A 22,671-nucleotide genomic window follows, 5' to 3' on the forward strand; every position below is an offset into this window, starting at 1 on the left:
CGCGCGATAGTCGCAGAACGAACGGGTGCGAACACGCGGAACGGCAACTCAGCCGTCCGATCCGTCGAACCCACCCGCCGGGCGAACGCGGCTAGCTCTCCGGCACCGGGTACGCGGATGCCGCGAGCAGCCCCGCGAGGTGCGCCGCGTTCGCGGCCGCCGTCGCCGTCGCGGCATCCGTCGACTCCGCACGCGCGTTGAGATCGATGTAGTCGACCGACCCCATCGCCTCGCCGTTCCAGTAGGTGCAGCCCTGCGCGGGGATCGTGAAGCCCACGTCGTCGAGCGCCTGGAACACGTCGGCGCAGATGTGGTGCGCGCCGTCCTCGTTGCCGACGACGGCCACGATCGCGACCTTGCCGAACATCGTGGGGCGACCCTCGGCATCCGTCTCCGAGAGCTCGGCGTCGAGCCGCTCGAGCACGCGCTGCCCGACGCTCGTGGTCTGCCCCATCCAGGTGGGCGTCGCGAACACGAGGATGTCGGTGGCGAGGATCTTGTCGCGCAGGCGCGGCCACTCGTCACCGTCGCCCATGTCCTTCTCGACGCCGGGACGGATGTCGAGGTCGACGACGCGCACATGCTCGCCCTCGACTCCGTGGTCCTCGAGCGCGTCGAGCACCTCGCGCGCGAGCCGTTCCGTGCTCGAGACGGCGGGGCTGGGCTTGAGCGTGCAGTTGAGGGCGAGAGCGTGAAGGGCCATGCTGCGACGCTAGGCAGGCGCCGCTCCACGGGGCAGGGGGTTGCGCGCCCCGCAGGCCAGGGCTACGGGCACGCCTAGGTGAGCCCCTCGGCCGTCTGCTCGAGCTCGGATGCCGGAGCCGGTCGCTGCGTCGCGATCGCCGTGCCCGCGGCGGCGCACACGAGCACGATAGCGAGCAGCTGCACCCAGCCGAGGCGCTCGTGCAGCACGATCCAGCCGAACACGGCCGCGACGACGGGCCCGAACGACGTGATGATCGCGTAGAGCCGCGCCGTGATGCGGCGCAGGATGAAGGTGTCGAGCGCGTAGGGGAGCGCCGACGACAGGATGCCGATGCCGACGAGCAGGCCGACGACCGGCCACGAGAACTCGGCGCCGGGAAGCGTGAACGCGGCGACAGGCAGGATGAGCGCGAGGCTCACGATGCCCGCGACCGTCAGCCCCTCGAGGCCGGGCAGCCCGAGCGCCACCCGGCGCGTCAGCAGGATGTAGGCCGCCCACGCCGCCGCCGCGAGCAGCGCGAGCACGACGCCCCACGCATCCACCTCCCCCTCGAGTCCCGTGAGCAGCACGACGCCCGCCCCCGCGACGACGACGCAGATGACGTCGAGGAGGCGGCGCGAGGTCGCGAGGGCGAGCAGGAGCGGGCCGAGGAACTCGATCGTCGCGGCGATGCCGAGACCGAGCAGGTGCACCGACTCGTAGAAGGTGAGGTTCATGACGGCGAGTGCGACGCCGAGTGCGACGGCGGGCCACAGCCGCCGCCACGTCAGCAGCGAGCGGCGGGGTCGGTAGAACGGCAGCAGCACGGCGATCATGACGAGCTGCCGCGCGGCGACGACGATCGGCGAGCCGACGAACGGGATCGCGACGCCCGCGAGGGCCGAGCCGAGGTTGATCGACACCTCGGTGCCCACCTGCGTGGCCGCGCCGACGACGGTGCGGCGGCGTCCCGCATCCGTCCTCGCGCTCACCGCCCCATTCTCGCGGCTCCCGACCCCCCTCCCGTACGCCCACCCCGGGGCCGGCGCCCCGGGGGTCCGCGAGAGTACGTACTTTTCGGGCGCAGCGAGCCCGAAACGGGGAAAAGTGCGTACTCTCGCGGAGTCAAGGGGTTCGGGCGCGCCGCCGCGCCCCGGCAGGATGGGGGCATGGCCGACGTCGGAGAACTCATCGCCCGCACCGCCCTCGACCGCGATCTGCGCATCGCGGTCGCCGAGTCGCTCACGGGCGGCGCCCTGAGCCAGGCGTTCGCCGCCGCACCGGATGCCGGCACCTGGTTCGCGGGCGGCGTCGTCGCGTACACGGTCGAGACGAAGAACCGCGTGCTCGGCGTGCCCGAGGGGCCGGTCGTCAACGCGCCGACCGCGCGGCAGATGGCGCAGGGTGTGCTCGAGCTGCTCGACGCGGATGTCGCGCTCGCCGTCACGGGCGTCGGCGGCCCCGGCGACGAGGAGGGGCGCCCGCCGGGCACCGTCTACCTCGCGATCGTCACGCGCGACTCGACGCGCATCACCGAGTTCGCGTTCGACGGCGACCCCGAGTCGGTCGTCAAGCAGACGGTCGACGCCTCCCTCCGCGCCCTGCAGACCGACCTCGGCGCCTGACCCGCGGGCCCCTCTGCCGAGCCCCCGCGACCGGTAGCGTCCCCGCCCTCAGCCGCCCGTCGAGCGCGGAATAGCCATCACTCGCGAGGGCACCGCCGCCTATGCTCGACGCATGGCAGAGCAGCCGTCGATCGACCCGAGATACGACCCGGCGTTCCAGCGCGGCTACGACGGCGCCGTCGTGAGCGGCAGCCGAGCGGATGCGGCGAGCCGCACCGTCGGGACGCCCCGCGTCACGAGCGCCCTCAGCCGCCCGGCGGCCGCGCCCCCGCGCGCGACCAGGACGCCCGACGCCGCCGGCACGACCGGCACCGCGGACGCAGCCGAGCGCATCGGCCTGCCGCCCGAGTCGGCGTCCGCGGCGGACGCGACCGCGGCATCCGAGCCCACCGTCGTGCACGTCGCGGCGCCCGCGATGCGCCCGCCGTGGACGAACCCCTTCGCCATCGTCGTCGCGCTGCTCGGGATCGCCTCGCTCGGCGTGGGGCTGTACCTCGTGCAGGAGTCGCTGCGGCTCGTGCAGTCGAACGACGGCTTCGAGACGCAGCTCGACTACTGGAGCCTGCAGTGGGGCCTGTGGGGCGGCGCGATCTTCACGGGCGTCGGCGTGCTGGTGATCGCGGGCGTGCTCATGTTCTGCGCCGTGTACTGGTCGCGTCGCTCGCACCTCGAGGACTAGCCGGGAACACGCGCCGCGGCACCGCCGAGAACACGCGCTCGAGCGGCCCGCGCCCGAGCAGCGCCCGCCACACCGTCGCGAAGATGAGCGCGCCGAGCACCAGCCAGAGAAGCGGCTCGTTCGTGACGTAGAGGGGGTCCCAGTCGATGCGGTTCCACCACGCGATCACGGCGACCTGCGCCGAGTAGATCGTGAGCGCCATGGCGCCGACGGCGGCGAGCGGCGTGACGACCGCGAGCACGACGCCCCGCAGCACGCGCGGCGCCCAGCCCGGCACCCGCGTCTCGACCACCCGGCCGAGCAGCAGGCACAGGCCGAGCATGCCGAGCGCGAACGCGCCGGAGCCCACGGCCTCGAAGATCGTGTCGTCGTGCGGGCCCTCGAGCGCGAGGCCCGCGAGCGGAGGCCACGGGTCGGACCACGCGTGGGTCGCCCCGGTCAGCGACGACGTCGCGCGCACCGCCGCCCGGACCGCGTCGGCACCGCCCGCCGCGCCGACGAGGCCGTGCGACACGAGCGACGTCACGGCGGCCACGCCGAATCCGCCCAGACCGAGCGAGAGCTGCACCATGGGCGAGCGCAGGTCGCTGCGTCCCACCGCGAGGCCCGCGAAGACGTAGGCCATCCAGACGAACGCGGGGTAGTAGCCCGTGAGCAGGAAGTCGGTCACGGCACCGGAGCCGACCGACGGCATCCGCAGCCCCGCTCGCGCCAGCACCTCGGGGCCGTAGTAGACGAGCACCGGCCCGATGAGCGCCGTGCCCACGGCGAGGGCGGCGAGCCGCGCGGTCGACAGGCGCAGGAACGGCAGCGCGAGCACGAAGTACGCCGCGTAGTAGCCGAGGATGAGGGCGACGCGCGCACCGAGCAGGTCGAGCAGGGCGACGAGCACCATGAGCAGCACGGCGCGCACGAGGATGCGGCCCCGCGCCGTGCGCAGCGCCTCGCCAGCGGGCGGTGTGCGGGCGCCCGTCACGAGGGCGAGCGAGACCCCCGCGACGAGGGCGAACAGGATCGACGACCGACCCTGCCCCACGGCGAGCCAGCCCTCCGGTGTGCCGAGGTCGCCCGAGGTGACCCCCACGTGCGCCGCGAACATGCCGAGCACGGCGATGCCGCGCGCGAGGTCGACCCCCGTGACGCGACCCGGGCCACCCAGAAGGTTGCGGCCCGCGCGGTGCAGCAACGACTCGCGCGAGACGGATGCCTCGGGCCCGGTCGGCGGATCGGCGGGCGACGTGCGCATGGCGGCCATCCTCCCGTGAGTGCGGCGGCGACGGGAAGGGGCCACGCCGCCGTCACGCGGCCGGCTGCCCGTCTCCCTCGCGGAGCGCGTCTCGCGTGCCGCGGCTCAGCGCTGGCACACGGGGCACCAGCTGACGACCCGCTCCTGCCCCTCGACGCGGCCGAGCTCGCCGCCCTCGAGTCGCGTGCCGCAGCGCAGGCACGGCTGGCCCGTGCGTCCGTAGACCCAGCTGCGGCGGCCGGGGCGCAGGTCGCCCGTCGTCGAGCGGGTCCAGCGTCCGCGGTTGGCCACGAGCATCCGGTGCGCGAGGGCGACGAGGGCCGGCACGTCCTCGACCTCGCCGACCGGCCGCGTCGGCAGCAGGCCGCGCACGAAGCACAGCTCGTTCGCGTAGACGTTGCCGACGCCCGCGAGGTTGCGCTGGTCGAGCAGCGCCGTGAACACGGCCGCCTCGGGGTCGGATGCGAGGCGCCGGGCCGCCTCATCGGCATCCCAGTCGGGGCCGAGCAGGTCGGGACCGAGGTGGCCGACGACGCGCTCCTCCTCCGCGGTCGGGATCACCTCGAGGATGCCGAGCTCGAATCCGACGGACTGGGTCGTGTCGGCCGTCAGCACCGCACGCGCCTGGAACGCGGGCCGCGTCCAGCGCTCGCCGCCGCGGAACAGCCGCCAGGCGCCCTCCATCTTGAGGTGCGAGTGCACCGTCCAGTCGCCGATGCGGTGCAGCAGGTGCTTGCCGCGCGACACGACCTCGCGCACGGTCTCGCCGCTCAGGTCGACGGTCGCGAACTGCGGCACCCGGAAGTCGGTCGCCGTGAGCACGCGACCCGCGAGCGCGTCGTGCTGCTGCCGCGCGGTGCGGTAGACGGTGTCCCCCTCAGGCATCTTCGCAACGTACCCCACGCATCCGTGGTGCCGCCTGGGCTTGCGTGCACACCCGCGCGCGATCACCGGTGGTCGAGTGCCGCGAAGCGGTGTATCGAGACCCGCCCCGCCCGCCTCCGCCCCGCCCGCCTCCGCCCCCAGCGGATCCGCCCCCGGCAGATCCCACCCCGGGGGCCGCCGCATCCGCGCAGGCTGGGCCCATGAGCGAAGAACCCCGACCCATCCGCTTCACCGACACCGTGCGACGCGAGCTGTTCGAGCAGCGCGTGCTCGTGCTCGACGGCGTGCTCGACGATGACAACGGCACTCTGCTCGCGAGCCAGCTCGTCGCGCTCGCGGCGGCCGACCCGGCATCCGACATCGCCTTGTGGATCCACTCGCCGGGCGGCTCCGTGCCCTCGATGCTCGCCATCCGCGACCTCATGCGGCTCGTGCCATGCGACGTGTCGACCCTCGCGGTCGGGCTCGCGTGCAGCGCGGGCCAGTTCCTGCTGTCGTCGGGCACGCCCGGCAAGCGGCGGGCCCTGCCGCACGCGCGCATCCTCATGCACCAGGGGTCGGCAGGCATCGGCGGCACCGCGGTCGACGTCGAGCTGCAGGCCGCCGACCTGCGCTACACGCGCGACGTCGTGCTCGGCCTCATCGCGTCCGACACGGGGCAGCCCGTCGAGCGCGTCTTCGAGGACTCCCTGCACGACCGCTGGTACTCGGCCGAGGAGGCGCGCGACTACGGCTTCATCGACGAGGTCGTCGTCGACTTCGCGCGGATCGCACCCCCGCGCCGCACGCGCGGCACGGGCTTCACGGTGGGGAGCGCGGCATGACGAGCTACACGATCCCCAACGTCATCGCCCAGCACCCGCGCGGCGAGCGGATCATGGACGTCTACTCGCAGCTGCTCACCGAGCGCGTCGTCTACCTCGGCACCCCGATCGACGCGGGCGTCGCGAACGTGCTCGTGGCGCAGCTGCTGCACCTCGAGGCCGACAACCCCGACCGCGACATCCAGCTCTACATCAACTGCGAGGGCGGCGACCCGAGCGCGATGCTCGCCGTCTACGACACGATGCGCTACATCCGTCCGCAGGTCGCGACGACGGTCGTCGGGCAGGCGGTCGCCGTGGGCGCGGTGCTGCTCGCAGCGGGCACCGAGGGCAAGCGGGCCGCCCTGCCGCACGCGCGCGTCGTGCTGCACCAGCCGGTCTCGCAGGGGCGGGGAGCGATCCCCGACCTGATCCTGCAGGCGGATGAGGTGGTGCGGGTGCGCTCGGACATCGAGGCGATCCTGTCGCGGCACACCGGCCAGACCGTCGAGCGGCTACGGGCCGACACCGACCACGACCGCGTCTTCACCGCCGCGGCCGCCCGCGACTACGGACTCGTCGACGCCGTCATGACGGATCGGGGCGGAGCGGCGCCGCTCGCGACGGCGGGGCTGCCCAGGTAGCGGAGGTCGTCTCGGGCCGCGAGCGCGCGGAGCGGCTCCGCCTCGCGCGGTCGGCTCAGGCGGCGAGCGCGAGCGAGGCTCGCACGCTCGCCTGGGCCGGCTGCGCAGGTGCGAGCTCGCGCGCCCGCTCGGCGACGCCCATCGTGAGGTCGACGAGGCTCGTGTCGAGGGCGCCCGCGACGGCCGCGATCATCTCGCTCGACGGCTCCTTGAGCCCGCGCTCCATCTCCGACAGGTACTGCGGTGAGACGCCCGCGCGCTTCGCGGTCTCGGTCAGGGTCTGCCCGCGATCCTGGCGGATGCCGCGCAGCTGGTCGCCGAGGAGGTGCCGCCACAGCGGCTCGGGGTCGGTGCTCGCCATGGCCCGACTCTAGGCACGGCCGCTGCGCGGTGTCTCGCCCGTCCGCTCACAGCAGACGGCGCATCCGCCGCCGCGCCCCGTCCGTCACCGCAGCCGCAGCCCCTGCGGGGTGGCGGCGAAGCCGGCGCGCACGAGGGCGTCGCCGAGCGGGGTGCCCACGGCGAAGGCGCCGTCGATGCGCTCGACGCGCAGCCGCCCGCCCGCGGCGCGCACCGTCGTGGCGAGGGATGCCGCGGCGGCCTCGCGGGCGTCCTCGGCATCCGGGTCGAGGAAGTCGAGCACCGTCTTGCCGCCCTTCTCGACGTACAGCCCGAGCGCCCCGTCGACGAGCACGACGAGGGCCCCCGCCTTGCGTCCGGGCCGGTGCCGACCCTTTGCGCCCGCGGTCGGGTCGGCCGCCGCCGCACCACCCGCCCGCTGACCCGCCGCCGCTGCCTTCCCCGCTGGTTGAGTAGCCGCCGCAGGCGCACCCCCCGCTGGTTGAGTAGCCGCCGCAGGCGGCGTATCGAAACCACCCCCGCCGTCGCCCGACCCCGACGGCCACCCCAGCGCCGCCCCGTACGGGTTCGCCGGGTCGGTCGCCCCGAGCGTCACCGCGACGGGCGGCGCCGTGTCGTCGCGGTCACCGTGGAACGCCCGCAGCCGATCCACGGTCGCGGGCGTCGCGAACTGCGCGGCCCCGAGCCCCTCCACGAAGTAGCCGCGGCGCACGCGCCCGGTCTCCTCGAGCGTCGCGAGCACTTTGTACGCGAGCGCGAAGCCGCCCTCGACGCCCTCCGCCTGCACGGCCCCGCGCGTCACGACGCCGTACCGCTCGAGCAGCTGCTCGGCGAGCGCCGTCGCGCGTGCGGTGGGCACGGCATCCGGGGTCGGCAGCAGGCTCCAGCGTCCGGCGACGGTCGGGGGAGCGGATGCCGCGAGCGACGCCGCGACGCGCGCCCGCGCCCGGTGCGCCCGCCCCCGGGGCGTCGCCCGCGCCCGTGTCGTCGTCGCGCCGAGCCGCGCCCGCAGCCCCGCGAAGGTGTCGCCCGTGACGACGCCGGCCCACACGAGGTCCCACAGGGCGCGGGCGACATCCGTGTCGGTGGCGGGCTCGGCATCCGGCATCGCGATCGCCGACGCGAGCTGCCGGAAGAAGTAGCCGCCCCCGCCCGCGAGCGCCTCGAGCAGCCGGTCGCGCAGCGGGTCGGGCTCGAGCGCGAGCGGCTCGGGAAGGGTCAGCGGCGCCGCGTCGGCGAGGTGCAGGCTCACCCAGCCGTCGCCGCCCGGCAGCTCGCCGCGTCCGGCCCACACGACCTCGCCGGATGCCATGAGCTCGTCGAGCATCGCGGGGCTGTAGTCGCGCACGCGGCTCGGCAGCACGAGGCTCTCCCAGCTCGTCGCGGGCAGGGGCAGCCCGGCGAGCTGGTCGATCGCCGACACGAGCCCGTCGATGCCGCGCAGCCCGCCGCGCCCCGGCTCGGATGCGACGTGCTGCCAGTCGGGCAGGAATCGGCCGAGCGCGGCCTGCGGCACGGGCTCGACCTCGGCGCGCAGGGCCGCGAGGGAGCGGGCCCGCAGGCGGCGCAGCACCTCGGGGTCGACCCACTCGGTTCCGGATGCGCCCGGACGGAACTCCCCCTCGACCGCCCGGCGGTCGGCCGCGAGGCGGCGCAGGGTGTCGGTGACGACGGCGACGCCGAGGCCGAGTCGCGTCGCCGCCTCGGTCGCGGTGAACGGCCCGTGGGTGCGCAGGTAGCGGGAGACGAGGTCGCCGACGGGGTCGGAGACGGGCTCGAGGAACGCCGTCGGCACGCCGATCGGCAGCGGCACGCCGAGCGCGTCGCGCAGCCGCGCGGCGTCCTCGACGACGGCCCACCGCTCGACGCCCGCGATGTGCACGCGCAGCACGCGGTTGGCCCGCGCGAGCTCGGTGAGCATCGGCTCGAACGTCCCCGCTGGTTGAGTAGCCGCCGAAGGCGGTCCCCCCGCTGGTTGAGTAGCCGCCGAAGGCGGCGTGTCGAAACCAGCCCCCGAATACCGCTCCGCGATCTCCCCCACGCTCAACGGCCCGAGCACCCGCAGCAGGTCGACGACCCCCTCGGCGTCGCGCGCCCGGCGGTCGGGCTCGAGCCGCTGCAGCTCGCGCTCCGTCTGCGCGATCACCTCGGGGTCGAGCAGCTCGCGCAGCTCCGCGCGCCCGAGCAGCTCCGCGAGCAGCCCGGGGTCGAGCGAGAGCGCCGCGGCCCGCCGCTCCGCGAGCGGGGAGTCGCCCTCGTAGAGGAACGCGGCCACGTACCCGAAGAGCAGGGTGCGCGCGAAGGGCGAGGGCGCATCCGTCTCCACCTCGACGAGACGGATGCGGCGGGTCTCGATGTCGGTCGCGAGCTCGCGCAGCGAGGGCAGGTCGTAGACGTCCTGCAGCACCTCGCGCACCGTCTCGAGGATGATCGGGAAGCTCGGGTACTTGCGCGCCACCTCGAGCAGCTGCGCCGAACGCTGCCGCTGCTGCCAGAGCGGCGAGCGGCGTCCGGGGTTGCGGCGCGGCAGCAGCAGGGCGCGCGCCGCCGACTCGCGGAACCGCGACGCGAAGAGCGCCGATCCGCCGACCTCCTCGGTCACGAGGGTCTCGAGCTCGCCCGGCTCGAAGGCGAAGAGCTCCGCGCCGGGCGGGTCGGCATCCGTCTCGGGCAGCCGCACGACGATGCCGTCGTCGCCCGCCAGGGCCGAGCCGTCGACGCCGAGCCGCTCCCGGATGCGCGCCGCCACCGCGAGCGCCCACGGCGCGTGCACGGGGGTGCCGTAGGGCGAGTGCAGCACGAGCCGCCAGTCGCCGAGCTCGTCGCGGAACCGCTCGACGAGCAGCGTGCGGTCGGTCGGCACGACGCCCGTCGCGGCCTTCTGCTCGGAGACGAAGGCGGTGAGGTTGCGGGCGGCGCGCTCGTCGAGCCCGTCGGCCTCGAGCCGCTCCTGGTCGACGGTGCCGGATGCCAGCTCGCCCGCGAACGCGCCGATCGCGCGCCCCAGCTCGGCGGGCCTGCCGAGCCCGTCGCCCTTCCAGAACGGCACGCGCCCCGGCTGCCCGAACGCGGGGGAGACGAGCACGCGGTCGGACGTGATCTCCTCGATGCGCCAGCTCGTGGCCCCGAGCGCGAACACATCGCCCACGCGCGACTCGTAGACCATCTCCTCGTCGAGCTCGCCCACGCGGCGCGCGCCCTCCTCCGCGCCGACGATGAACACGCCGAACATGCCGCGGTCGGGGATCGTGCCGCCGCTCGTCACCGCGAGACGCTGCGCGCCGGGGCGCCCCGAGATCGTGCCGGCCACGCGGTCCCACACGACGCGCGGCCGCAGCTCGGCGAACTCGTCGGAGGGGTACCGCCCCGCGAGCAGGTCGAGCGTCGCCTCGTACGCGGATCGGGGGAGCGTCGCGAACGGCGCCGAGCGGCGCACGGTGTCGAACCACTCCTCGACGTCGAGGCTGTCGAGCGCGACCGCCGCGACGGTCTGCTGGGCGAGGATGTCGAGCGGGTTCTGCGGTATCGAGATCGCCTCGATGAGCCCCTCGCGCATCCGCTCCGTCGCGATCGCGGTGTGCAGCAGGTCCGCGCGATGCTTGGGGAACATCACGCCTTTCGAGATCTCGCCCACCTGGTGGCCGGCGCGGCCGACGCGCTGGAGCCCGGATGCGACGCTCGGCGGCGACTCCACCTGGATCACGAGGTCGACGGCGCCCATGTCGATGCCGAGCTCGAGCGAGCTCGTCGCGACGACGCAGCGCAGGCGGCCCGACTTGAGGTCGTCCTCGATCTGGGCGCGCTGCTCCTTCGATACCGAGCCGTGGTGGGCGCGCGCGAGCACGGGCTCGGCGCCCGCCGTCTGGCCGGATGCGCCCATGAGCTGCGCGGGCGGCTTGCGTGGCGCTGGTTTCGACACGCGATCCTGCGGATCGCTACTCAACCAGCTGCTGCCCGCTGGCGCGCTACCCGCCTGCGCGCTACCCGCCTGCGCGCTACCCGCTGGTTGAGTAGCCGCCGAAGGCGGCGTGTCGAACCCAGCCCCGGGTTCACCCGCGCCCGCCTCCGCCCCCTCCGCCAGCAGCTCCTCGTAGATCTCGTTCATCGACGCCGTGATGCGCTCCGCGAGCCGCCGCGAGTTCGCGAACACGATCGTCGACCGGTGCCGCAGCACCTCCTCGACGATCGCCCGGTCGACGTGCGGCCAGATCGAGCCGCCGGAGGCGAGGGCCTTCTCGCCGTCATCGAGCGCCGCATCCGTGGCCCGCGCGCCGAGCTCGGTCATGTCCTCGACGGGCACGACGACCCGGAGCTCGAACGTCTTCTGGATGGGCGGCGACACGATCTCGACGCGCTCGCGGCCGCCGAGGAACCGGGCGACCTCCTCGAGCGGACGCACGGTCGCCGACAGCCCGATGCGCTGCGCGGGCTTCGGCAGCATCGCGTCGAGCCGCTCGAGCGACACAGCGAGGTGCGCACCGCGCTTGGTGGCGGCGACGGCGTGGATCTCGTCGACGATGACCGTCTCGACACCTGCGAGGGTCGAGCGCGCCTGGCTCGTGAGCATGAGGTAGAGCGACTCGGGCGTCGTGATGAGGATGTCGGGGGGCTCCCGCACGAGCAGCCGTCGGTCGGCGGATGTCGTGTCGCCCGAGCGCACGCCCACGCGGATGTCGGGGGGCGCCATGCCGAGCCGCTTCGCCGTCTGCGTGATGCCGACGAGCGGCGAGCGGAGGTTGCGTTCGACGTCGACGCCGAGGGCCTTGAGCGGGGAGATGTAGAGCACGCGCGTGCGCGTGGCGGGGTCGGCGGGCGGCGAGGTCAGCAGCCGGTCGAGCGACCACAGGAACGCCGAGAGCGTCTTGCCGGACCCCGTGGGCGCCACGACGAGCGCGTGCCGCCCCGAGGAGATCGCCTCCCATGCCCCCGCCTGGGCCGCGGTCGGCTCCGGGAACGCGCCCGCGAACCACTCCCTCGTCGCGGGGGAGAAGCGCTCGAGCGCAGGGTCCATCTCCCCATCTTCGCGCCCACCCCCGACTCCCGCCGGGGGGCTTGCGCGGCCGCCGCCGTCACCCGTGCCGTTCGTGGCGCGGCTGGAGCCCCGCCCCGGCGGCGGGAGAAACGCCTCCCGCCGCGTGGTCACTTCTCCCGCCGAGCGACCGCACCCCACCCGTGCACCCGGTCCGGATGCGGCTTCCCTGGGCTCCACCCCACGGGAGGCCAACACGACACCCGCCGGTAGCGACTCGCCCCCGTTCGAACCCGCAGATCGGGGCGCAGCTGGAGCCGCGCCCCGACGGCGGGGGAAACAACTCCCGCCGCGGGGTCGTAGCTCCAGCCGCGCCCAGGCCTACCATGGCGGCATGTCGCACGCGGATGTCGCGCCCGCCGCCGAGGGGTGGCGCCCCGACCCGGCGCATGCGACTCTCGAGCGCTGGTGGGACGGCGTTGCCTGGACCGAGTTCACCCGCCCCGCACCGCCGCCGCCGAACCCGCTCGCCCGCCGCATCCCCGTCCGCGACTACGTGCATCGCAAGCCCGACCCCGACACGCGCGCCGTCGCCTGGATCGCGTGGTCGCCGGGCTGGATCACCTTCGGCCTCCTGCCGCTCTCGCTCCTGACGATGGCGAGCGCACTCGCATCCCTGCTCGTGCCCGTCGTCGCGGGGCTCGCCGCGCTCGCGCTCCTCCTCCTCGCGCGCCGAGACGCCCGCCAACTCTACGATCGAGGTTTCGCACGCCGCCCCTCCGTCGCCTGGATGCTGCTCACGCCCGTCGCGTACCTCTTCGCGCGTCGCCGCGCGCTCGGCGAGGGTCGGGCCCATATCGTGCTCATCGCGGTGCAGCTCGGGCTCATCGGCGTCGGCTTCTTCATCTACGAGTCGATCACGCTCGGCCTGGTCGCCTTGAGCGAGCGCATCGCCGAGACACCGGCCTCCTGACGGGAGGCGGGCGGCGTCGCCCTCACCTCCGGCGCGCCAGCGGGCGGCGAACTCGACGCGCGGCGGGAACAACGACCCCCGCCGCATGCACCCTTCACCGCCCGGACGCGCGGCTTCTCCCGCCGCAGGCGGCGCGGCGCCGCCGCAGCAGGCCACGTCATCCTTCCGAGGTACGCGCCCCGCAGGAGATACCTCCCCCGGGGGCCGAGCGCGCACGCCCCCGATTCCTACCTTCGGAACGTATCCCGACGAAGGAGGACACATGATCGAGGCGAAGGGCCTCACCAAGAGGTACGGCGACAAGGTCGCCGTCGACGACGTCACCTTCACGGTGCGTCCGGGCGCTGTCACGGGCTTCCTCGGTCCGAACGGCGCCGGCAAGTCCACCACGATGCGCATGATCGTCGGCCTCACCCGCCCCACCGAGGGCAGCGTGACGGTGCAGGGTCAGCGCTACGCCGAGCTCCGCTCTCCGCTCACCACCGTGGGCGCGCTGCTCGACGCCAAGGCCGTGCACACCGGCCGCACCGCCTACCACCACCTGCTCGCCCTCGGGGCGACCCACGGCATCCCGAAGTCCCGGGTGCAGGAGGTCATCGAGCTCACGGGCCTGGATGCCGTGGCGAACAAGCGCGTCAAGGGCTTCTCGCTCGGAATGGGCCAGCGCCTCGGCATCGCGGCCGCCCTCCTCGGCGACCCGCAGGTGCTCATCTTCGACGAGCCCGTCAACGGTCTCGACCCCGAGGGCGTGCGCTGGGTGCGCAACTTCGCCCGCTACCTCGCGAGCGAGGGCCGCACGGTGTTCCTCTCGAGCCACCTCATGAGCGAGGTGGCGCTCACCGCCGATCACGTCATCGTCATCGGCAAGGGCCGCATCCTCGCGGATGCGCCGGTCGCCGATTTCGTCGCGGGCGCCGGGCGCCAGGCGGTGCGGGTGCGCACGGATCGGGCTGCCGAGCTCGCCGAGCTGCTCGCGCGCAGCGGGGCGACGGTCGCATCCGAGCAGGCGGGCGTGCTGGAGATCTCGGGTCTCGAGACGGCCGACATCGCCGGTGCGGCGGTCGCGGCGGGTATCGTCCTGCTCGAGCTCACCCCGATCACCACCTCGCTGGAGGACGCGTACATGGCACTCACCGACGATGCGGTCGAATACCGCACGCACGAGGTGCCCGCGGGGGTGACCCGATGAGCGCCACGATCGCGACGCGGGCCGAGTCGGGCCTGCGTCCCACCTTCCCGCGGCTCGTGCGCTCGGAGTGGATCAAGCTCCGCAGCCTCCGCTCGAGCGTCTGGACGGCCGTGCTCACGGTCGGCATCATGGGCGCATTCGCGGGCCTGTTCGCGTGGGCGCTCACGTCGTTCCCCGACGAGGCTCCGACGAGCGCGGGCGTGCTCGTGGTCGGCTACCCGATCGCGCAGCTCGCGATCGCGGTGCTCGGCGTGCTCGTCGTCACCGGCGAGTACGCGACGGGCGCTGTGCGCTCGACGCTCGCGGCCGAGCCGCGCCGCCTGCGCGTCGTGGCGAGCAAGGGCCTCGTGCTCGCGGCCGTGTCGTTCGTCGTGGCGACGGTCTCGGTGGGCCTGTCGGCTCTCATCGCGATCCCCGTGCTGCAGGCGGGCGGGGCCGAGGTGCTGTTCGGGGCGGACGACATCCGCGCCCTCGTCGGCACGGTGCTCTACCTGACGGTGTCGTCGCTCTTCGCGTTCGGCATCGGCCTGCTCGTGAAGAACTCCGCGGCGGCCATCACGGCGGTCGTGGGCGTGCTCTTCATCCTGCCGATCATCGTGCAGATCATCGCGGTGACGACGCGCATCGAGTGGATCATGGACGCCTACTCCTACCTGCCGGCCCCCGCAGGCTCGGCGGTGGCGGGCAGCGGCACGGTGAGCATGTCGGATCTCGACCCGTGGCTCGGGTTCGCGATCTTCTGCGGCTACACGGTGGTCGCGCTCGTCGCGGGGGCCGTCGCCTTCTCGAGGCGGGACGACTGATCGACGAGTCCACGCGCCCGGCGGCGCCGCGTCCGAACCCGGATGCGGCGCCGCCGTCGCGCGTGCTCGAGCGGCTGCGCAGGTGGGTTCGTCCGCTGCCGCCGCCGACCGCCGACGGCCCGTTCACCGAGCTCGACGCGCGGCGACTGGGCGCCGTCCGCCGCTACTTCGTGCGGCATCCGGTGGCCATGGACGTGCTCGTCGCGCTCTGGTACTCGTTCTTCGCCGTCGGCTCGTCGCTGCTCGTGATCGTGGGGGCGACGGATGCGACGGCCGGCCCCCAGCCGTACGTCGGCGGGGTGCAGCTCGTCGTGGCCGTGCTGGGCGGCCTCATCCTCATGCGTCGCCGCCATGAGCCGATCCTCACGGTCGGGGCGCTCGTGGTGCTCGGCATCGTGTGTCTCGTGCTCGTGAACGAGTCCGCGGGGATCGAGTTCGCGCTCGGCCTCGCGATGTACGCGGTCGCGGTCGCGCGGCCGCCCGCCGTCACGTGGATCGTCGAGCTCGTGATGGTCGTCGTCATGGGCGTGGCGACCTCCATGTGGACGCGGGCGGTGTCGGGCGAGCCGATCCGGCCGTCCGACCAGGTGGTCACGATCGTCATCGCGACGATCGCCGCGCTCATCCTGTTCAGCGTCGTCGCGATCGCGATCGGCGTCGGGGTGCGTGGCCGACGCCAGCACATCGCGTCGCTCATCCAGCGCGCGAACGCGCTCGCGCGCGACCGCGAGCAGCAGTCCGCGCTCGCGGTGGCCGAGGAGCGCACGCGCATCGCCCGCGAGCTGCACGACGTCGTCGCGCACTCGCTCACCGTCATGGTCGCGCTCGCCGACGGCGCCCGCGCCGCCGCCCCGAAGGATCCGGAGGGCGCCCAGCGCGCCCTCGACGCGCTCACCGAGACGGGCCGTTCGGCGCTCGCCGACATGCGACGCGTGCTCGGCGTGCTGCGCGACCCCACCGACGACGCACCTCTCGAGCCGGAGCCCGACGTCGGCCTCGACGAGCTCATCGAGCGCTTCCGCGCCGCGGGGCTTCCCGTGCGGCTCGTGCGCTCCGGTGCGATCGACGAGCTGCCCGTCGCCGTGCGCCGCTCGGTGTGGCGCATCGTGCAGGAGTCGCTCACGAATGTGCTGCGGCATGCGCCGGGGTCGCCGCTCGTGCTCGTCGAGCTCACGCGCGTCGCGGATGCGGCGGATGCGTCGGATGCGGCGCGGGCGGCGGGCGGGGCCGGCGGCCGCGTCGAGCTCGTCGTCACGAACGAGTCAGGTCCGGCCGCGCCGGGCCGCGTCGAGTCCGCGGGAACCGGCCGCGGCATCCTGGGCATGCGCGAGAGGGCGGCGTCGCTCGGCGGTAGCGTCGAGGCGGGCGCGCACGAGCGCGGCTGGCAGGTGCGGGCCGTGCTGCCGATCGGACCCGCGGATGCGAAGGGCGGCATATGAGCGACGACACGATCCGGGTGCTGCTCGTCGACGACCAGTCGATGCTGCGCATGGGTTTCCGCATGGTGCTCTCGGCCGAGGACGGCATCGAGGTCGTCGGCGAGGCCGGCGACGGCGCCGCCGGGGTGTCGATGACGAAGGCCCTGCAGCCCGACGTCGTGCTCATGGACGTGCGCATGCCGGGCGTCGACGGCATCGAGGCGACCCGCCGCATCCTCGCCGAGGCGCCGGGGGCGCGCGTCATCATCCTCACGACGTTCGACCTCGACGAGTACGCGTTCGCCGCGCTGCGTGCGGGTGCGAGCGGGTTCCTGCTCAAGGACGCCCGTCCCGCCGAGCTCGTGGCCGCCATCCGCTCGGTCGCGGCGGGCGACGCCGCCGTCGCGCCGCGCGTCACGCGCCGCATGCTCGAGCTGTTCGCCGAGCGGCTCCCGGATGCCGAGCAGGCCCCGCAGGACGACTCGCGACTCGCGGCCCTCACCCCCCGCGAGCACGAGATCTTCGCCGCCCTCGGCGAGGGGCTCAGCAACGCCGAGATCGCGGAGCGCTTCGTGCTCTCGGAGGCGACGGTGAAGACGCACGTCGCGCGTGTGCTCGGGAAGCTCGGGTTGCGCGACCGCGTGCAGGCCGTCGTGCTCGCGTACGAGACGGGTGTCGCGGGCCGCTGAGGTCGGCCCCCGCCCGCCATAGTTCCCGTTCCGCGTGTTCGCACCCGTTCGTTCGGGAACTATCGCGCGGAACGGGAACTATGGCAGTCAGAGCCGCGCGCGCAGGAACTCGGAGACGTCGCGCAGCATGTCGTCCGAGACGGAGTGCCCGAGCCCGGGGTAGACGGCGCTCGTGAGCGCCGTGTGCGCCGCGAGCCACGTCTCCGAGCGGTGCACGAGCTCGGGCGAGAAGAACGGGTCGACCGAGCCGCGGCCCCAGTAGGCCGGCGGGCGCGCGGCGACGAGCGAGACGTCGGAGGCGTGCGAGCCGCCCACGACGAACCCCGACATGTTGACCGCGAACGACACGATGCCGCGCCCCTGGCGCAGCAGGTGCGTCGACATCGCGCCGCCCTGCGAGAACCCGAGCGCGCCGACCGTGGTCGGCTGCCACGGAAGGTGCCGCGCCCAGGCGAGCACGGCATCCGCCATCGCGTCCGCCGTGGCGAGGCGCGGGCTGCCGGGCTGCTCGACCGTGTCGTCGAACCACGCATAGCCCGTGCCGTAGCTGTGCGGACCGCGCAGCGAGGCGTACACGAAGCCCGCGGGCAGCAGCGGGAACAGGCCCGCGAGGTCGCGTTCGTCGGCTCCGCGCCCGTGCATCACGATGACGAGCGGATGCTGGTGCCGGGCCCCCGGCTCCACGCTCCAGACGACGAGGTCGGGGTCGATCGACAGGTCGGTCACCCCTCCATGGTGCCCCTTCCCCCTCCGCGGGTCGAGTGCCCGCGGGGCGGCCCCTCCGCGGGTCGAGTGCCCGCGGGGCGGCCCCCTACGCTGGTCGAGTGCCCGCGAAGCGGGTGTATCGAGACCCGCCCCGGCGAGTGCGCCACAATGAACCCATGAGCACCGTGGGCGCCGGCATCCCCGAACCTCCGCGCGAGGAGCCGAACTCGGCGTGGCTGTCGGAGTCCGAGCTCGACTGGGTGCGCGGGCGCATCCCGCTGCTCTACGTCGAGGCCGTGCCGGTGCGCGTCGACGGCCTCGGGGTCGTGACGCAGGTGGGCGTGCTGCTGCGCGCCAACAACCAGGGCGAGATCACGCGCACACTCGTGTCGGGTCGCGTCATGTACGGCGAGACGATCCGCGATGCGCTCTTTCGCCACCTCGAGAAGGACCTCGGGCCGATGGCCTTCCCGCAGCTGCCGGCGAGCCCCGTGCCGTTCCAGGTGGCGGAGTACTTCCCGATCCCGGGCCTCTCGGCGTACGTCGACGAGCGGCAGCACGCCGTTTCGCTCGCGTTCGTGGTGCCCGTGACGGGCAGCTTCGAGCCGCGTCAGGACGCGCTCGAGCTCACGTGGGTGACGCCCGCCGAGGCGTCGTCATCCGCGTTCCACGCCGAGATGGAGGGCGGCCGCGGCACGCTGCTGCGCGCCGCGCTCGCCTCCGTCGGCGTGCTGGGCTGATCACCGCTGATTGGGTCGATCACCGCTGGTTGGGCTGATCACCGCTGGTCGAGCTGATCACCGCTGGTTGAGTAGCCGCGAAGCGGCGTGTCGAAACCAGCCCGACGGTCACGCCCCCGCGGGACGCCCCGCCCGGCGCCCGCCGCGGCGCGGGTTTCCCTGCGGCGCGGCGCTCGACGAGCTGTACACGGGCGCGCTGCCCGAACGCGTCACCCCCGAGCGTCCGCCGCCCCGCGACGCCTGCTGCCCGCGCGACTGCGTCTGACCCTGCGCCGACGACTTCGTCGCCGGACGGCCGGAGCGGTCGCGGCGCGGGCGATCCGTGCGCGGCTGCTGCGACGCATCCCGAGCCTCGCGCGCGGCACGCTTGCGCTGCGCGTTGGCGCCCTGGCTGCGTCCGCCGCCGCCCTGCTGCTGGTGCGCGGTCTTCGGCGCCGGGGCCACGTACTCGGCGACCTCGCCGACGAGCGCCGTGACGGGCGCGGCATCCGCCGTCACACGCTGCACGGTCGCGCTGATGCCGGCCTTGCGCATGAGCTGCGCCACGTCCTTCTCCTGCGCGGGCGTCACGAGGGTGACGACGTCGCCCTCGCTGCCGGCGCGCGCCGTGCGACCCGAGCGGTGCAGGTACGCCTTGTGCTCCGCGGGCGGGTCGACGTGCACGACGAGCTCGACGCCGTCGACGTGCACGCCGCGCGCCGCGACGTCGGTCGCGACGAGCACGCGCGCGTCGCCCGAGGCGAACGCGGCGAGGTTGCGGTCGCGCTGCGGCTGCGACAGGTTGCCGTGCAGGTCGACCGCGGGGATTCCGGATGCCGTGAGCTGCTGCGCGAGCCGCTTCGCGTGGTGCTTGGTGCGCATGAACAGGATGCGGCGGCCGCGTCCCGAGGCGAGCGTGCGCACGAGATCCTTCTTTGCATCCGCGTCGGCCGCGCCGAACACGTGGTGGGTCATCTTGACGGGCGGCTGGTCGATCTCGTCGACCGAGTGCATGACCGGGTTCGCGAGGAAGCGGTTCACGAGCTTGTCGACGCCGTTGTCGAGCGTCGCCGAGAACAGCAGACGCTGACCGCCGGCGGGGGTCGCCGCGAGGATGCGCGTGACGCCGGGCAGGAAGCCAAGGTCGGCCATGTGGTCGGCCTCGTCGATGACGGTGATCTCGATCGCGTCGAGGCGGATGAGCTTCTGGCCCATGAGGTCCTCGAGGCGGCCGGGGCACGCGACGACGATGTCGACGCCGTCGCGCAGCGCCTGCACCTGACGGTTCTGCGAGACGCCGCCGAAGATCGTGGTGACGCGCAGGCCGTACGCGTCGGCGAGCGGCTGGATGGTGGCCGTGATCTGGGTGGCGAGCTCGCGCGTCGGGGCGAGCACGAGGCCGAGGGGCAGGCCACTGCGGCGGTTGCCGCCCGCGAGCTTCGTGCCGAGGCGCGCCACGAGCGGCAGCGCGAAGGCGATCGTCTTGCCGGAGCCCGTGCGGCCGCGGCCGAGCACGTCGCGTCCGGCGAGGGTGTCGGGCAGGGTGTCGGCCTGGATGGGGAAGGCCTCGGTCTTGCCGTCGGCCGCGAGGGCGGCGACGAGCGGGGCGGGCACGCCGAGCGTGCGGAAGTCGGTGGTCATGGTGGGACTTTCGGGTGGTGTGCGCGCGTGGTCGCACTGCGGGCGAGCGTGCCGGACGGCACGTCGGGTTCGCCGGGAAGAGATGTCAGTCGGCCTGGCTTCCGCGGATGCGGTGCGGGCGACGAGGGATGCGTTCACGACGCGGGCGCGGTGGACGCGCCTCGGCAACCATACAGGGGTTTCGATCTGTGACGCGGTGTTCCGGGCGGATGCCCAGCCGTCGATACCCTCGGTGGCATGAGTACGCCGCGCGCCCAGAGCAACTACCAGGTCCGCTTCGAGTGGGGCGCCGTGGGCGCCCACGCGGTGGCCGAGGGGGCGCACGCGATCGTGTGGGTCGACGAGCTGGGCGCCGAGACGGCGCCGTCGCTCGACGTCGAGGTCGTCTCGGGTGGGCTGCGCAACGCGGATGCCGTGGCACGCTGGTCGCTCGAGCGCCAGGCCCAGCTCGGCGGCCGCTTCGTCGTGTCGGTCGTCGCGGCGGGCGTGCTGCAGGACGACGGCTCGCTGCGCTTCGCCGTCGAGGACCTGCTCGGCGCGGGCGCCGTCATCGACGCGATCGGCGAGCTCGGTATCGACCACCAGTCTCCGGAGGCCGCGGCAGCGGCATCCGCGTTCTCGGGGCTCCGCAACGCGACGCGCCACCTCGTGTCGGCGTCGGTGTCGGCGCGTGAGCTCGGGGGCGTGCAGCTCGACCTGTCGCCCATCGACGAGGTGCGGCGGCTACTCGACCAGCGGCGAGGCGCACCCCCGGCGTAGCCTCGTCGCATGTTCCAGGCGAAGCTCGGCGATCAGGTGATCGCGCAGGCCGACGAGGCCGATGTCATCCACATCGAGGGGAACGTCTACTTCCCCCCGTCGGCGGTCGCGGAGGGGGTGCTGCGCGACAGCCCGACGCCGTACACGTGCCCGTGGAAGGGCGAGTGCCAGTACTTCAGCGTGCGTGACGGCGAGAACTGGCTCACCGACCGCGCGTGGGCGTACCCGCAGCCGTACCCGAGCGCGATCGACAAGGTGGGTCGCGACTTCAGCGGCTACGTCGCGTTCTGGAAGGACGTGCGGGTCTCCGAGGCCTGACCGGGGCCTGACCGCGGCCTGACCGGCTCGACCCGGGTCACCGCCGCGTCAGACGGTGGCCGCCTGCCGCGCGCGGGCGCGGTGCGCGCGCACCTTGGCGCGGTTGCCGCAGCGTTGCATCGAGCACCAGCGTCGGCTGTTGGTGCGCGACTCGTCGCGGTACACGATGCGGCAGTCGTCGGCGGCGCAGCGACGGATGCGTCCCCCAGGCGCGGCGAGAGCGGCGATGGCGTCGCGCGCGAGCGCCGAGAGAGCCTGCGCCGGACGGATGCGGCCCGTGCCCGCCTGACGTCGGCCGCCCGCGAGCGCGGGTGGGATGTCGGGGGTCGCCGCGAAGAGGTTGAGCGTGTCGACGTCGTCGGCGTCGTACTCGCCGCTGTCGGCGGCCGCCGTGTAGAGTCGCGCGAGGGCCCCGCGGAGGATGAGCGCGTCGGCGAGGTCGCGCTCGCTCACGTCGTCGGGGCGCAGCGTCGGCACGCGTTCGGCGAGCCAGGCGCCGAGGTCGCCGGGTGCGTGGAGGCGCTCGCCGAGTTCTGCGCCGCCGCCGACCGGTCCTGTCGAGGCGAAGTCGAGGCTTTCGGCGCCGGCGTCGAAGTGCCACGCGTCGCCGTCAGGGGTCGGGATCCACTGGCCGGTGCTCACGTCACCAGCATCGCAGGTCAGCGGGAGCGCATCGTGCGCCGCAGGTGGGCCCCGCGCAGCTGCCACACCCCCCACAGTACGAGCCACACGGCGGGCGTCAGGAGGCCCGCCGACACGTCGAGCCGGTCGCGGTAGAGCGTCGCGCCGTTGGGCAGCGGGGTCGCCGCCATGCGGTGCCGCCACGAGGTGACGACGGCGAGCGGCCCCGAGAGCGGCCCTCCCGCGTCTTCGAGGATGCGCGTCTCGCCTCGCCGCCGCATGCGGATGGCGACGAGCTGTCGGCCGAACGGCACGAGCCCGAAGAGGCGCATGCCGATGACGATCTCGTGCCCCGCGCGCCAGCGATCGGGCAGCGGCCCCTCCGGGTGCACCTGCAGGAGGGGCGCGTACGCGCGAGTGAGCTCGGCGGGCGAGACGAGCACGGCCCACGCGGCGTCGGCCGGGCACTCGACGCGGAACGACAGCTGCACCCTCATCGCTTCGCCCATTCGATGCGGTATGCCGGGTCGAAGCGCCGAGAGCACACTCCGCACGAGTTGGGCCGGGTGGGCCGCCGGTAGCGGTAGGCGACGTGCCCGTTGGGGCACGTGCCGACCCAGGGTGCGAGTTCCGTCGGCACGGGGCCGTCGTGCGTTCGGCCGCCTTCGTAGCCGAGCTCCGCCGCGACCGCCCGCCACTTCGCCCCGTGGCCCGCCTTCTGCCCCGCGATCGCGTGGGCGACTTCGTGCAGCAGCACCTGGTGGATGGCGTCGTCGTCGGAGAGGGTCGCGATGTGCCGCGACACCGAGATGCGCTTGCGCGTGTAGTTGCACAGCCCAGCACGGGTGCGGGCGTTGTCGAACGCGAAGGTCCAGCTCGGGTCGAGGTGCAGCCGGATGAGCGCGTCGGCCCAGGTGCGCACGCGCGCGAGGTCCGCCAT

23 protein-coding genes are annotated in these 22,671 nt (G+C 74.1%); 12 read left to right on the forward strand and 11 right to left on the reverse strand.

All coding sequences use genetic code 11. The features are described from left to right. Positions 1-91 precede the first annotated feature (91 nt). The gene (locus H4J02_RS01450; protein WP_187675368.1) at positions 92-703 is read right to left on the reverse strand and encodes a flavodoxin family protein; all 612 of its coding nucleotides are present in this window, start codon (positions 701-703) and stop codon (positions 92-94) included. 74 nt (positions 704-777) lie between these two features. After that, entirely contained in the window at positions 778-1,677 is a 900-nt protein-coding gene (locus H4J02_RS01455) for a DMT family transporter (protein ID WP_187675369.1), read from the reverse strand. A 177-nt stretch (positions 1,678-1,854) separates the two neighbouring features. Here H4J02_RS01455 and H4J02_RS01460 point away from each other — a divergent pair, with 177 nt between their 5' ends. Both H4J02_RS01460 and H4J02_RS01465 read left to right on the forward strand, forming a co-directional pair. Next, entirely contained in the window at positions 1,855-2,310 is a 456-nt protein-coding gene (locus H4J02_RS01460; protein WP_187675370.1) for a CinA family protein, read from the forward strand. A gap of 112 nt (positions 2,311-2,422) precedes the next feature. Then, the gene (locus tag H4J02_RS01465) at positions 2,423-2,989 is read left to right on the forward strand and encodes a hypothetical protein (protein ID WP_187675371.1); all 567 of its coding nucleotides are present in this window, start codon (positions 2,423-2,425) and stop codon (positions 2,987-2,989) included. Here H4J02_RS01465 and H4J02_RS01470 read toward each other — a convergent pair. After that, the gene (locus tag H4J02_RS01470; protein ID WP_187675372.1) at positions 2,940-4,235 is read right to left on the reverse strand and encodes a heparan-alpha-glucosaminide N-acetyltransferase domain-containing protein; all 1,296 of its coding nucleotides are present in this window, start codon (positions 4,233-4,235) and stop codon (positions 2,940-2,942) included. The two genes, H4J02_RS01465 and H4J02_RS01470, sit on opposite strands and share 50 nt — an antisense overlap. 105 nt (positions 4,236-4,340) lie before the next feature. Continuing rightward, a complete protein-coding gene (locus tag H4J02_RS01475) occupies positions 4,341-5,120 on the reverse strand; it encodes an Fpg/Nei family DNA glycosylase (protein WP_187675373.1) in 780 nt (259 codons plus the stop codon). 200 nt (positions 5,121-5,320) lie between these two features. On the opposite strand from H4J02_RS01475, the gene H4J02_RS01480 reads away from it, so the two are divergent. Together H4J02_RS01480 and H4J02_RS01485 are read left to right on the forward strand one after the other, a co-directional pair. Beyond that, the gene (locus H4J02_RS01480) at positions 5,321-5,944 is read left to right on the forward strand and encodes a ClpP family protease (protein ID WP_187675374.1); all 624 of its coding nucleotides are present in this window, start codon (positions 5,321-5,323) and stop codon (positions 5,942-5,944) included. Beyond that, the gene (locus H4J02_RS01485; RefSeq protein ID WP_187675375.1) at positions 5,941-6,567 is read left to right on the forward strand and encodes a ClpP family protease; all 627 of its coding nucleotides are present in this window, start codon (positions 5,941-5,943) and stop codon (positions 6,565-6,567) included. Before H4J02_RS01480 ends, H4J02_RS01485 begins: the two co-directional genes overlap by 4 nt. 55 nt (positions 6,568-6,622) lie before the next feature. Here H4J02_RS01485 and H4J02_RS01490 read toward each other — a convergent pair whose 3' ends face one another. Together H4J02_RS01490 and H4J02_RS01495 are read right to left on the reverse strand one after the other, a co-directional pair. After that, positions 6,623-6,928, reverse strand: a complete 306-nt coding sequence (locus tag H4J02_RS01490; protein ID WP_187675376.1) for a helix-turn-helix domain-containing protein — start codon at positions 6,926-6,928, stop codon at positions 6,623-6,625. Between the two features lie 84 nt (positions 6,929-7,012). Continuing rightward, complete coding sequence (locus H4J02_RS01495; RefSeq protein ID WP_187675377.1) at positions 7,013-11,938, reverse strand: DEAD/DEAH box helicase; 4,926 nt, start codon at positions 11,936-11,938, stop codon at positions 7,013-7,015. 352 nt (positions 11,939-12,290) lie between these two features. On the opposite strand from H4J02_RS01495, the gene H4J02_RS01500 reads away from it, so the two are divergent. From H4J02_RS01500 to H4J02_RS01520, 5 genes are all read left to right on the forward strand, one after another. Next, positions 12,291-12,869: a DUF2510 domain-containing protein gene (locus H4J02_RS01500; protein ID WP_187675378.1), complete on the forward strand. Its 579-nt coding sequence runs from the start codon at positions 12,291-12,293 to the stop codon at positions 12,867-12,869. 262 nt (positions 12,870-13,131) lie between these two features. Next, the gene (locus tag H4J02_RS01505; protein WP_187675379.1) at positions 13,132-14,058 is read left to right on the forward strand and encodes an ABC transporter ATP-binding protein; all 927 of its coding nucleotides are present in this window, start codon (positions 13,132-13,134) and stop codon (positions 14,056-14,058) included. Further along, positions 14,055-14,861: an ABC transporter permease subunit gene (locus H4J02_RS01510; RefSeq protein WP_187675380.1), complete on the forward strand. Its 807-nt coding sequence runs from the start codon at positions 14,055-14,057 to the stop codon at positions 14,859-14,861. The genes H4J02_RS01505 and H4J02_RS01510 overlap by 4 nt, the downstream gene beginning before the upstream one ends. A 62-nt stretch (positions 14,862-14,923) precedes the next feature. After that, on the forward strand, positions 14,924-16,300 hold the full coding sequence (locus H4J02_RS01515; protein ID WP_187675381.1) for a sensor histidine kinase: 1,377 nt from the start codon (positions 14,924-14,926) through the stop codon (positions 16,298-16,300). Next, on the forward strand, positions 16,297-16,968 hold the full coding sequence (locus H4J02_RS01520; protein ID WP_187675382.1) for a response regulator transcription factor: 672 nt from the start codon (positions 16,297-16,299) through the stop codon (positions 16,966-16,968). The genes H4J02_RS01515 and H4J02_RS01520 overlap by 4 nt, the downstream gene beginning before the upstream one ends. An 87-nt stretch (positions 16,969-17,055) precedes the next feature. On the opposite strand, the gene H4J02_RS01525 is transcribed toward H4J02_RS01520, so the two are convergent. Further along, entirely contained in the window at positions 17,056-17,694 is a 639-nt protein-coding gene (locus H4J02_RS01525) for an alpha/beta hydrolase (protein WP_187675383.1), read from the reverse strand. Positions 17,695-17,849: 155 nt separating this feature from the next. Here H4J02_RS01525 and H4J02_RS01530 point away from each other — a divergent pair, with 155 nt between their 5' ends. Then, the gene (locus tag H4J02_RS01530) at positions 17,850-18,413 is read left to right on the forward strand and encodes an NUDIX hydrolase family protein (RefSeq protein WP_187675384.1); all 564 of its coding nucleotides are present in this window, start codon (positions 17,850-17,852) and stop codon (positions 18,411-18,413) included. Positions 18,414-18,521: 108 nt separating this feature from the next. Here H4J02_RS01530 and H4J02_RS01535 read toward each other — a convergent pair whose 3' ends face one another. Beyond that, a complete protein-coding gene (locus tag H4J02_RS01535; RefSeq protein WP_187675385.1) occupies positions 18,522-20,033 on the reverse strand; it encodes a DEAD/DEAH box helicase in 1,512 nt (503 codons plus the stop codon). A 237-nt stretch (positions 20,034-20,270) separates the two neighbouring features. Between H4J02_RS01535 and H4J02_RS01540 the strand changes: the two genes are divergently transcribed. Together H4J02_RS01540 and H4J02_RS01545 are read left to right on the forward strand one after the other, a co-directional pair. After that, a complete protein-coding gene (locus H4J02_RS01540) occupies positions 20,271-20,792 on the forward strand; it encodes a 2-phosphosulfolactate phosphatase (protein ID WP_187675386.1) in 522 nt (173 codons plus the stop codon). A gap of 9 nt (positions 20,793-20,801) precedes the next feature. Further along, a complete protein-coding gene (locus H4J02_RS01545; RefSeq protein ID WP_187675387.1) occupies positions 20,802-21,110 on the forward strand; it encodes a DUF427 domain-containing protein in 309 nt (102 codons plus the stop codon). A gap of 48 nt (positions 21,111-21,158) precedes the next feature. Here the strand turns inward: H4J02_RS01545 and H4J02_RS01550 are convergent, their stop codons facing one another. Genes H4J02_RS01550 through H4J02_RS01560 form a run of 3 tightly spaced genes read right to left on the reverse strand, consistent with a single transcriptional unit; the run spans position 21,159 to position 22,671 of the window. Continuing rightward, on the reverse strand, positions 21,159-21,752 hold the full coding sequence (locus H4J02_RS01550; RefSeq protein ID WP_262406172.1) for a CGNR zinc finger domain-containing protein: 594 nt from the start codon (positions 21,750-21,752) through the stop codon (positions 21,159-21,161). A 17-nt stretch (positions 21,753-21,769) separates the two neighbouring features. Next, positions 21,770-22,228, reverse strand: a complete 459-nt coding sequence (locus H4J02_RS01555) for a hypothetical protein (RefSeq protein ID WP_187675388.1) — start codon at positions 22,226-22,228, stop codon at positions 21,770-21,772. Continuing rightward, a complete protein-coding gene (locus tag H4J02_RS01560; RefSeq protein ID WP_187675389.1) occupies positions 22,225-22,671 on the reverse strand; it encodes a SprT-like domain-containing protein in 447 nt (148 codons plus the stop codon). The genes H4J02_RS01555 and H4J02_RS01560 overlap by 4 nt, the downstream gene beginning before the upstream one ends.

The sequence above is a fragment of the Protaetiibacter sp. SSC-01 genome (assembly GCF_014483895.1).
In the GTDB taxonomy this organism is placed as follows: domain Bacteria; phylum Actinomycetota; class Actinomycetes; order Actinomycetales; family Microbacteriaceae; genus Homoserinibacter.

What these genes read in the sequence shown, in the direction of transcription:
- H4J02_RS01450 (WP_187675368.1), bottom strand. Translation starts at nt 703, where the DNA reads ATGGCCCTTCACGCTCTCGCCCTCAACTGCACGCTCAAGCCCAGCCCC.
- H4J02_RS01460 (WP_187675370.1), top strand. Translation starts at nt 1,855, where the DNA reads ATGGCCGACGTCGGAGAACTCATCGCCCGCACCGCCCTCGACCGCGAT.
- H4J02_RS01465 (WP_187675371.1), top strand. Translation starts at nt 2,423, where the DNA reads ATGGCAGAGCAGCCGTCGATCGACCCGAGATACGACCCGGCGTTCCAG.
- H4J02_RS01470 (WP_187675372.1), bottom strand. Translation starts at nt 4,235, where the DNA reads ATGCGCACGTCGCCCGCCGATCCGCCGACCGGGCCCGAGGCATCCGTC.
- H4J02_RS01475 (WP_187675373.1), bottom strand. Translation starts at nt 5,120, where the DNA reads ATGCCTGAGGGGGACACCGTCTACCGCACCGCGCGGCAGCAGCACGAC.
- H4J02_RS01480 (WP_187675374.1), top strand. Translation starts at nt 5,321, where the DNA reads ATGAGCGAAGAACCCCGACCCATCCGCTTCACCGACACCGTGCGACGC.
- H4J02_RS01485 (WP_187675375.1), top strand. Translation starts at nt 5,941, where the DNA reads ATGACGAGCTACACGATCCCCAACGTCATCGCCCAGCACCCGCGCGGC.
- H4J02_RS01490 (WP_187675376.1), bottom strand. Translation starts at nt 6,928, where the DNA reads ATGGCGAGCACCGACCCCGAGCCGCTGTGGCGGCACCTCCTCGGCGAC.
- H4J02_RS01495 (WP_187675377.1), bottom strand. Translation starts at nt 11,938, where the DNA reads ATGGACCCTGCGCTCGAGCGCTTCTCCCCCGCGACGAGGGAGTGGTTC.
- H4J02_RS01500 (WP_187675378.1), top strand. Translation starts at nt 12,291, where the DNA reads ATGTCGCACGCGGATGTCGCGCCCGCCGCCGAGGGGTGGCGCCCCGAC.
- H4J02_RS01505 (WP_187675379.1), top strand. Translation starts at nt 13,132, where the DNA reads ATGATCGAGGCGAAGGGCCTCACCAAGAGGTACGGCGACAAGGTCGCC.
- H4J02_RS01510 (WP_187675380.1), top strand. Translation starts at nt 14,055, where the DNA reads ATGAGCGCCACGATCGCGACGCGGGCCGAGTCGGGCCTGCGTCCCACC.
- H4J02_RS01520 (WP_187675382.1), top strand. Translation starts at nt 16,297, where the DNA reads ATGAGCGACGACACGATCCGGGTGCTGCTCGTCGACGACCAGTCGATG.
- H4J02_RS01530 (WP_187675384.1), top strand. Translation starts at nt 17,850, where the DNA reads ATGAGCACCGTGGGCGCCGGCATCCCCGAACCTCCGCGCGAGGAGCCG.
- H4J02_RS01535 (WP_187675385.1), bottom strand. Translation starts at nt 20,033, where the DNA reads ATGACCACCGACTTCCGCACGCTCGGCGTGCCCGCCCCGCTCGTCGCC.
- H4J02_RS01540 (WP_187675386.1), top strand. Translation starts at nt 20,271, where the DNA reads ATGAGTACGCCGCGCGCCCAGAGCAACTACCAGGTCCGCTTCGAGTGG.
- H4J02_RS01545 (WP_187675387.1), top strand. Translation starts at nt 20,802, where the DNA reads ATGTTCCAGGCGAAGCTCGGCGATCAGGTGATCGCGCAGGCCGACGAG.
- H4J02_RS01555 (WP_187675388.1), bottom strand. Translation starts at nt 22,228, where the DNA reads ATGAGGGTGCAGCTGTCGTTCCGCGTCGAGTGCCCGGCCGACGCCGCG.
- H4J02_RS01560 (WP_187675389.1), bottom strand. Translation starts at nt 22,671, where the DNA reads ATGGCGGACCTCGCGCGCGTGCGCACCTGGGCCGACGCGCTCATCCGG.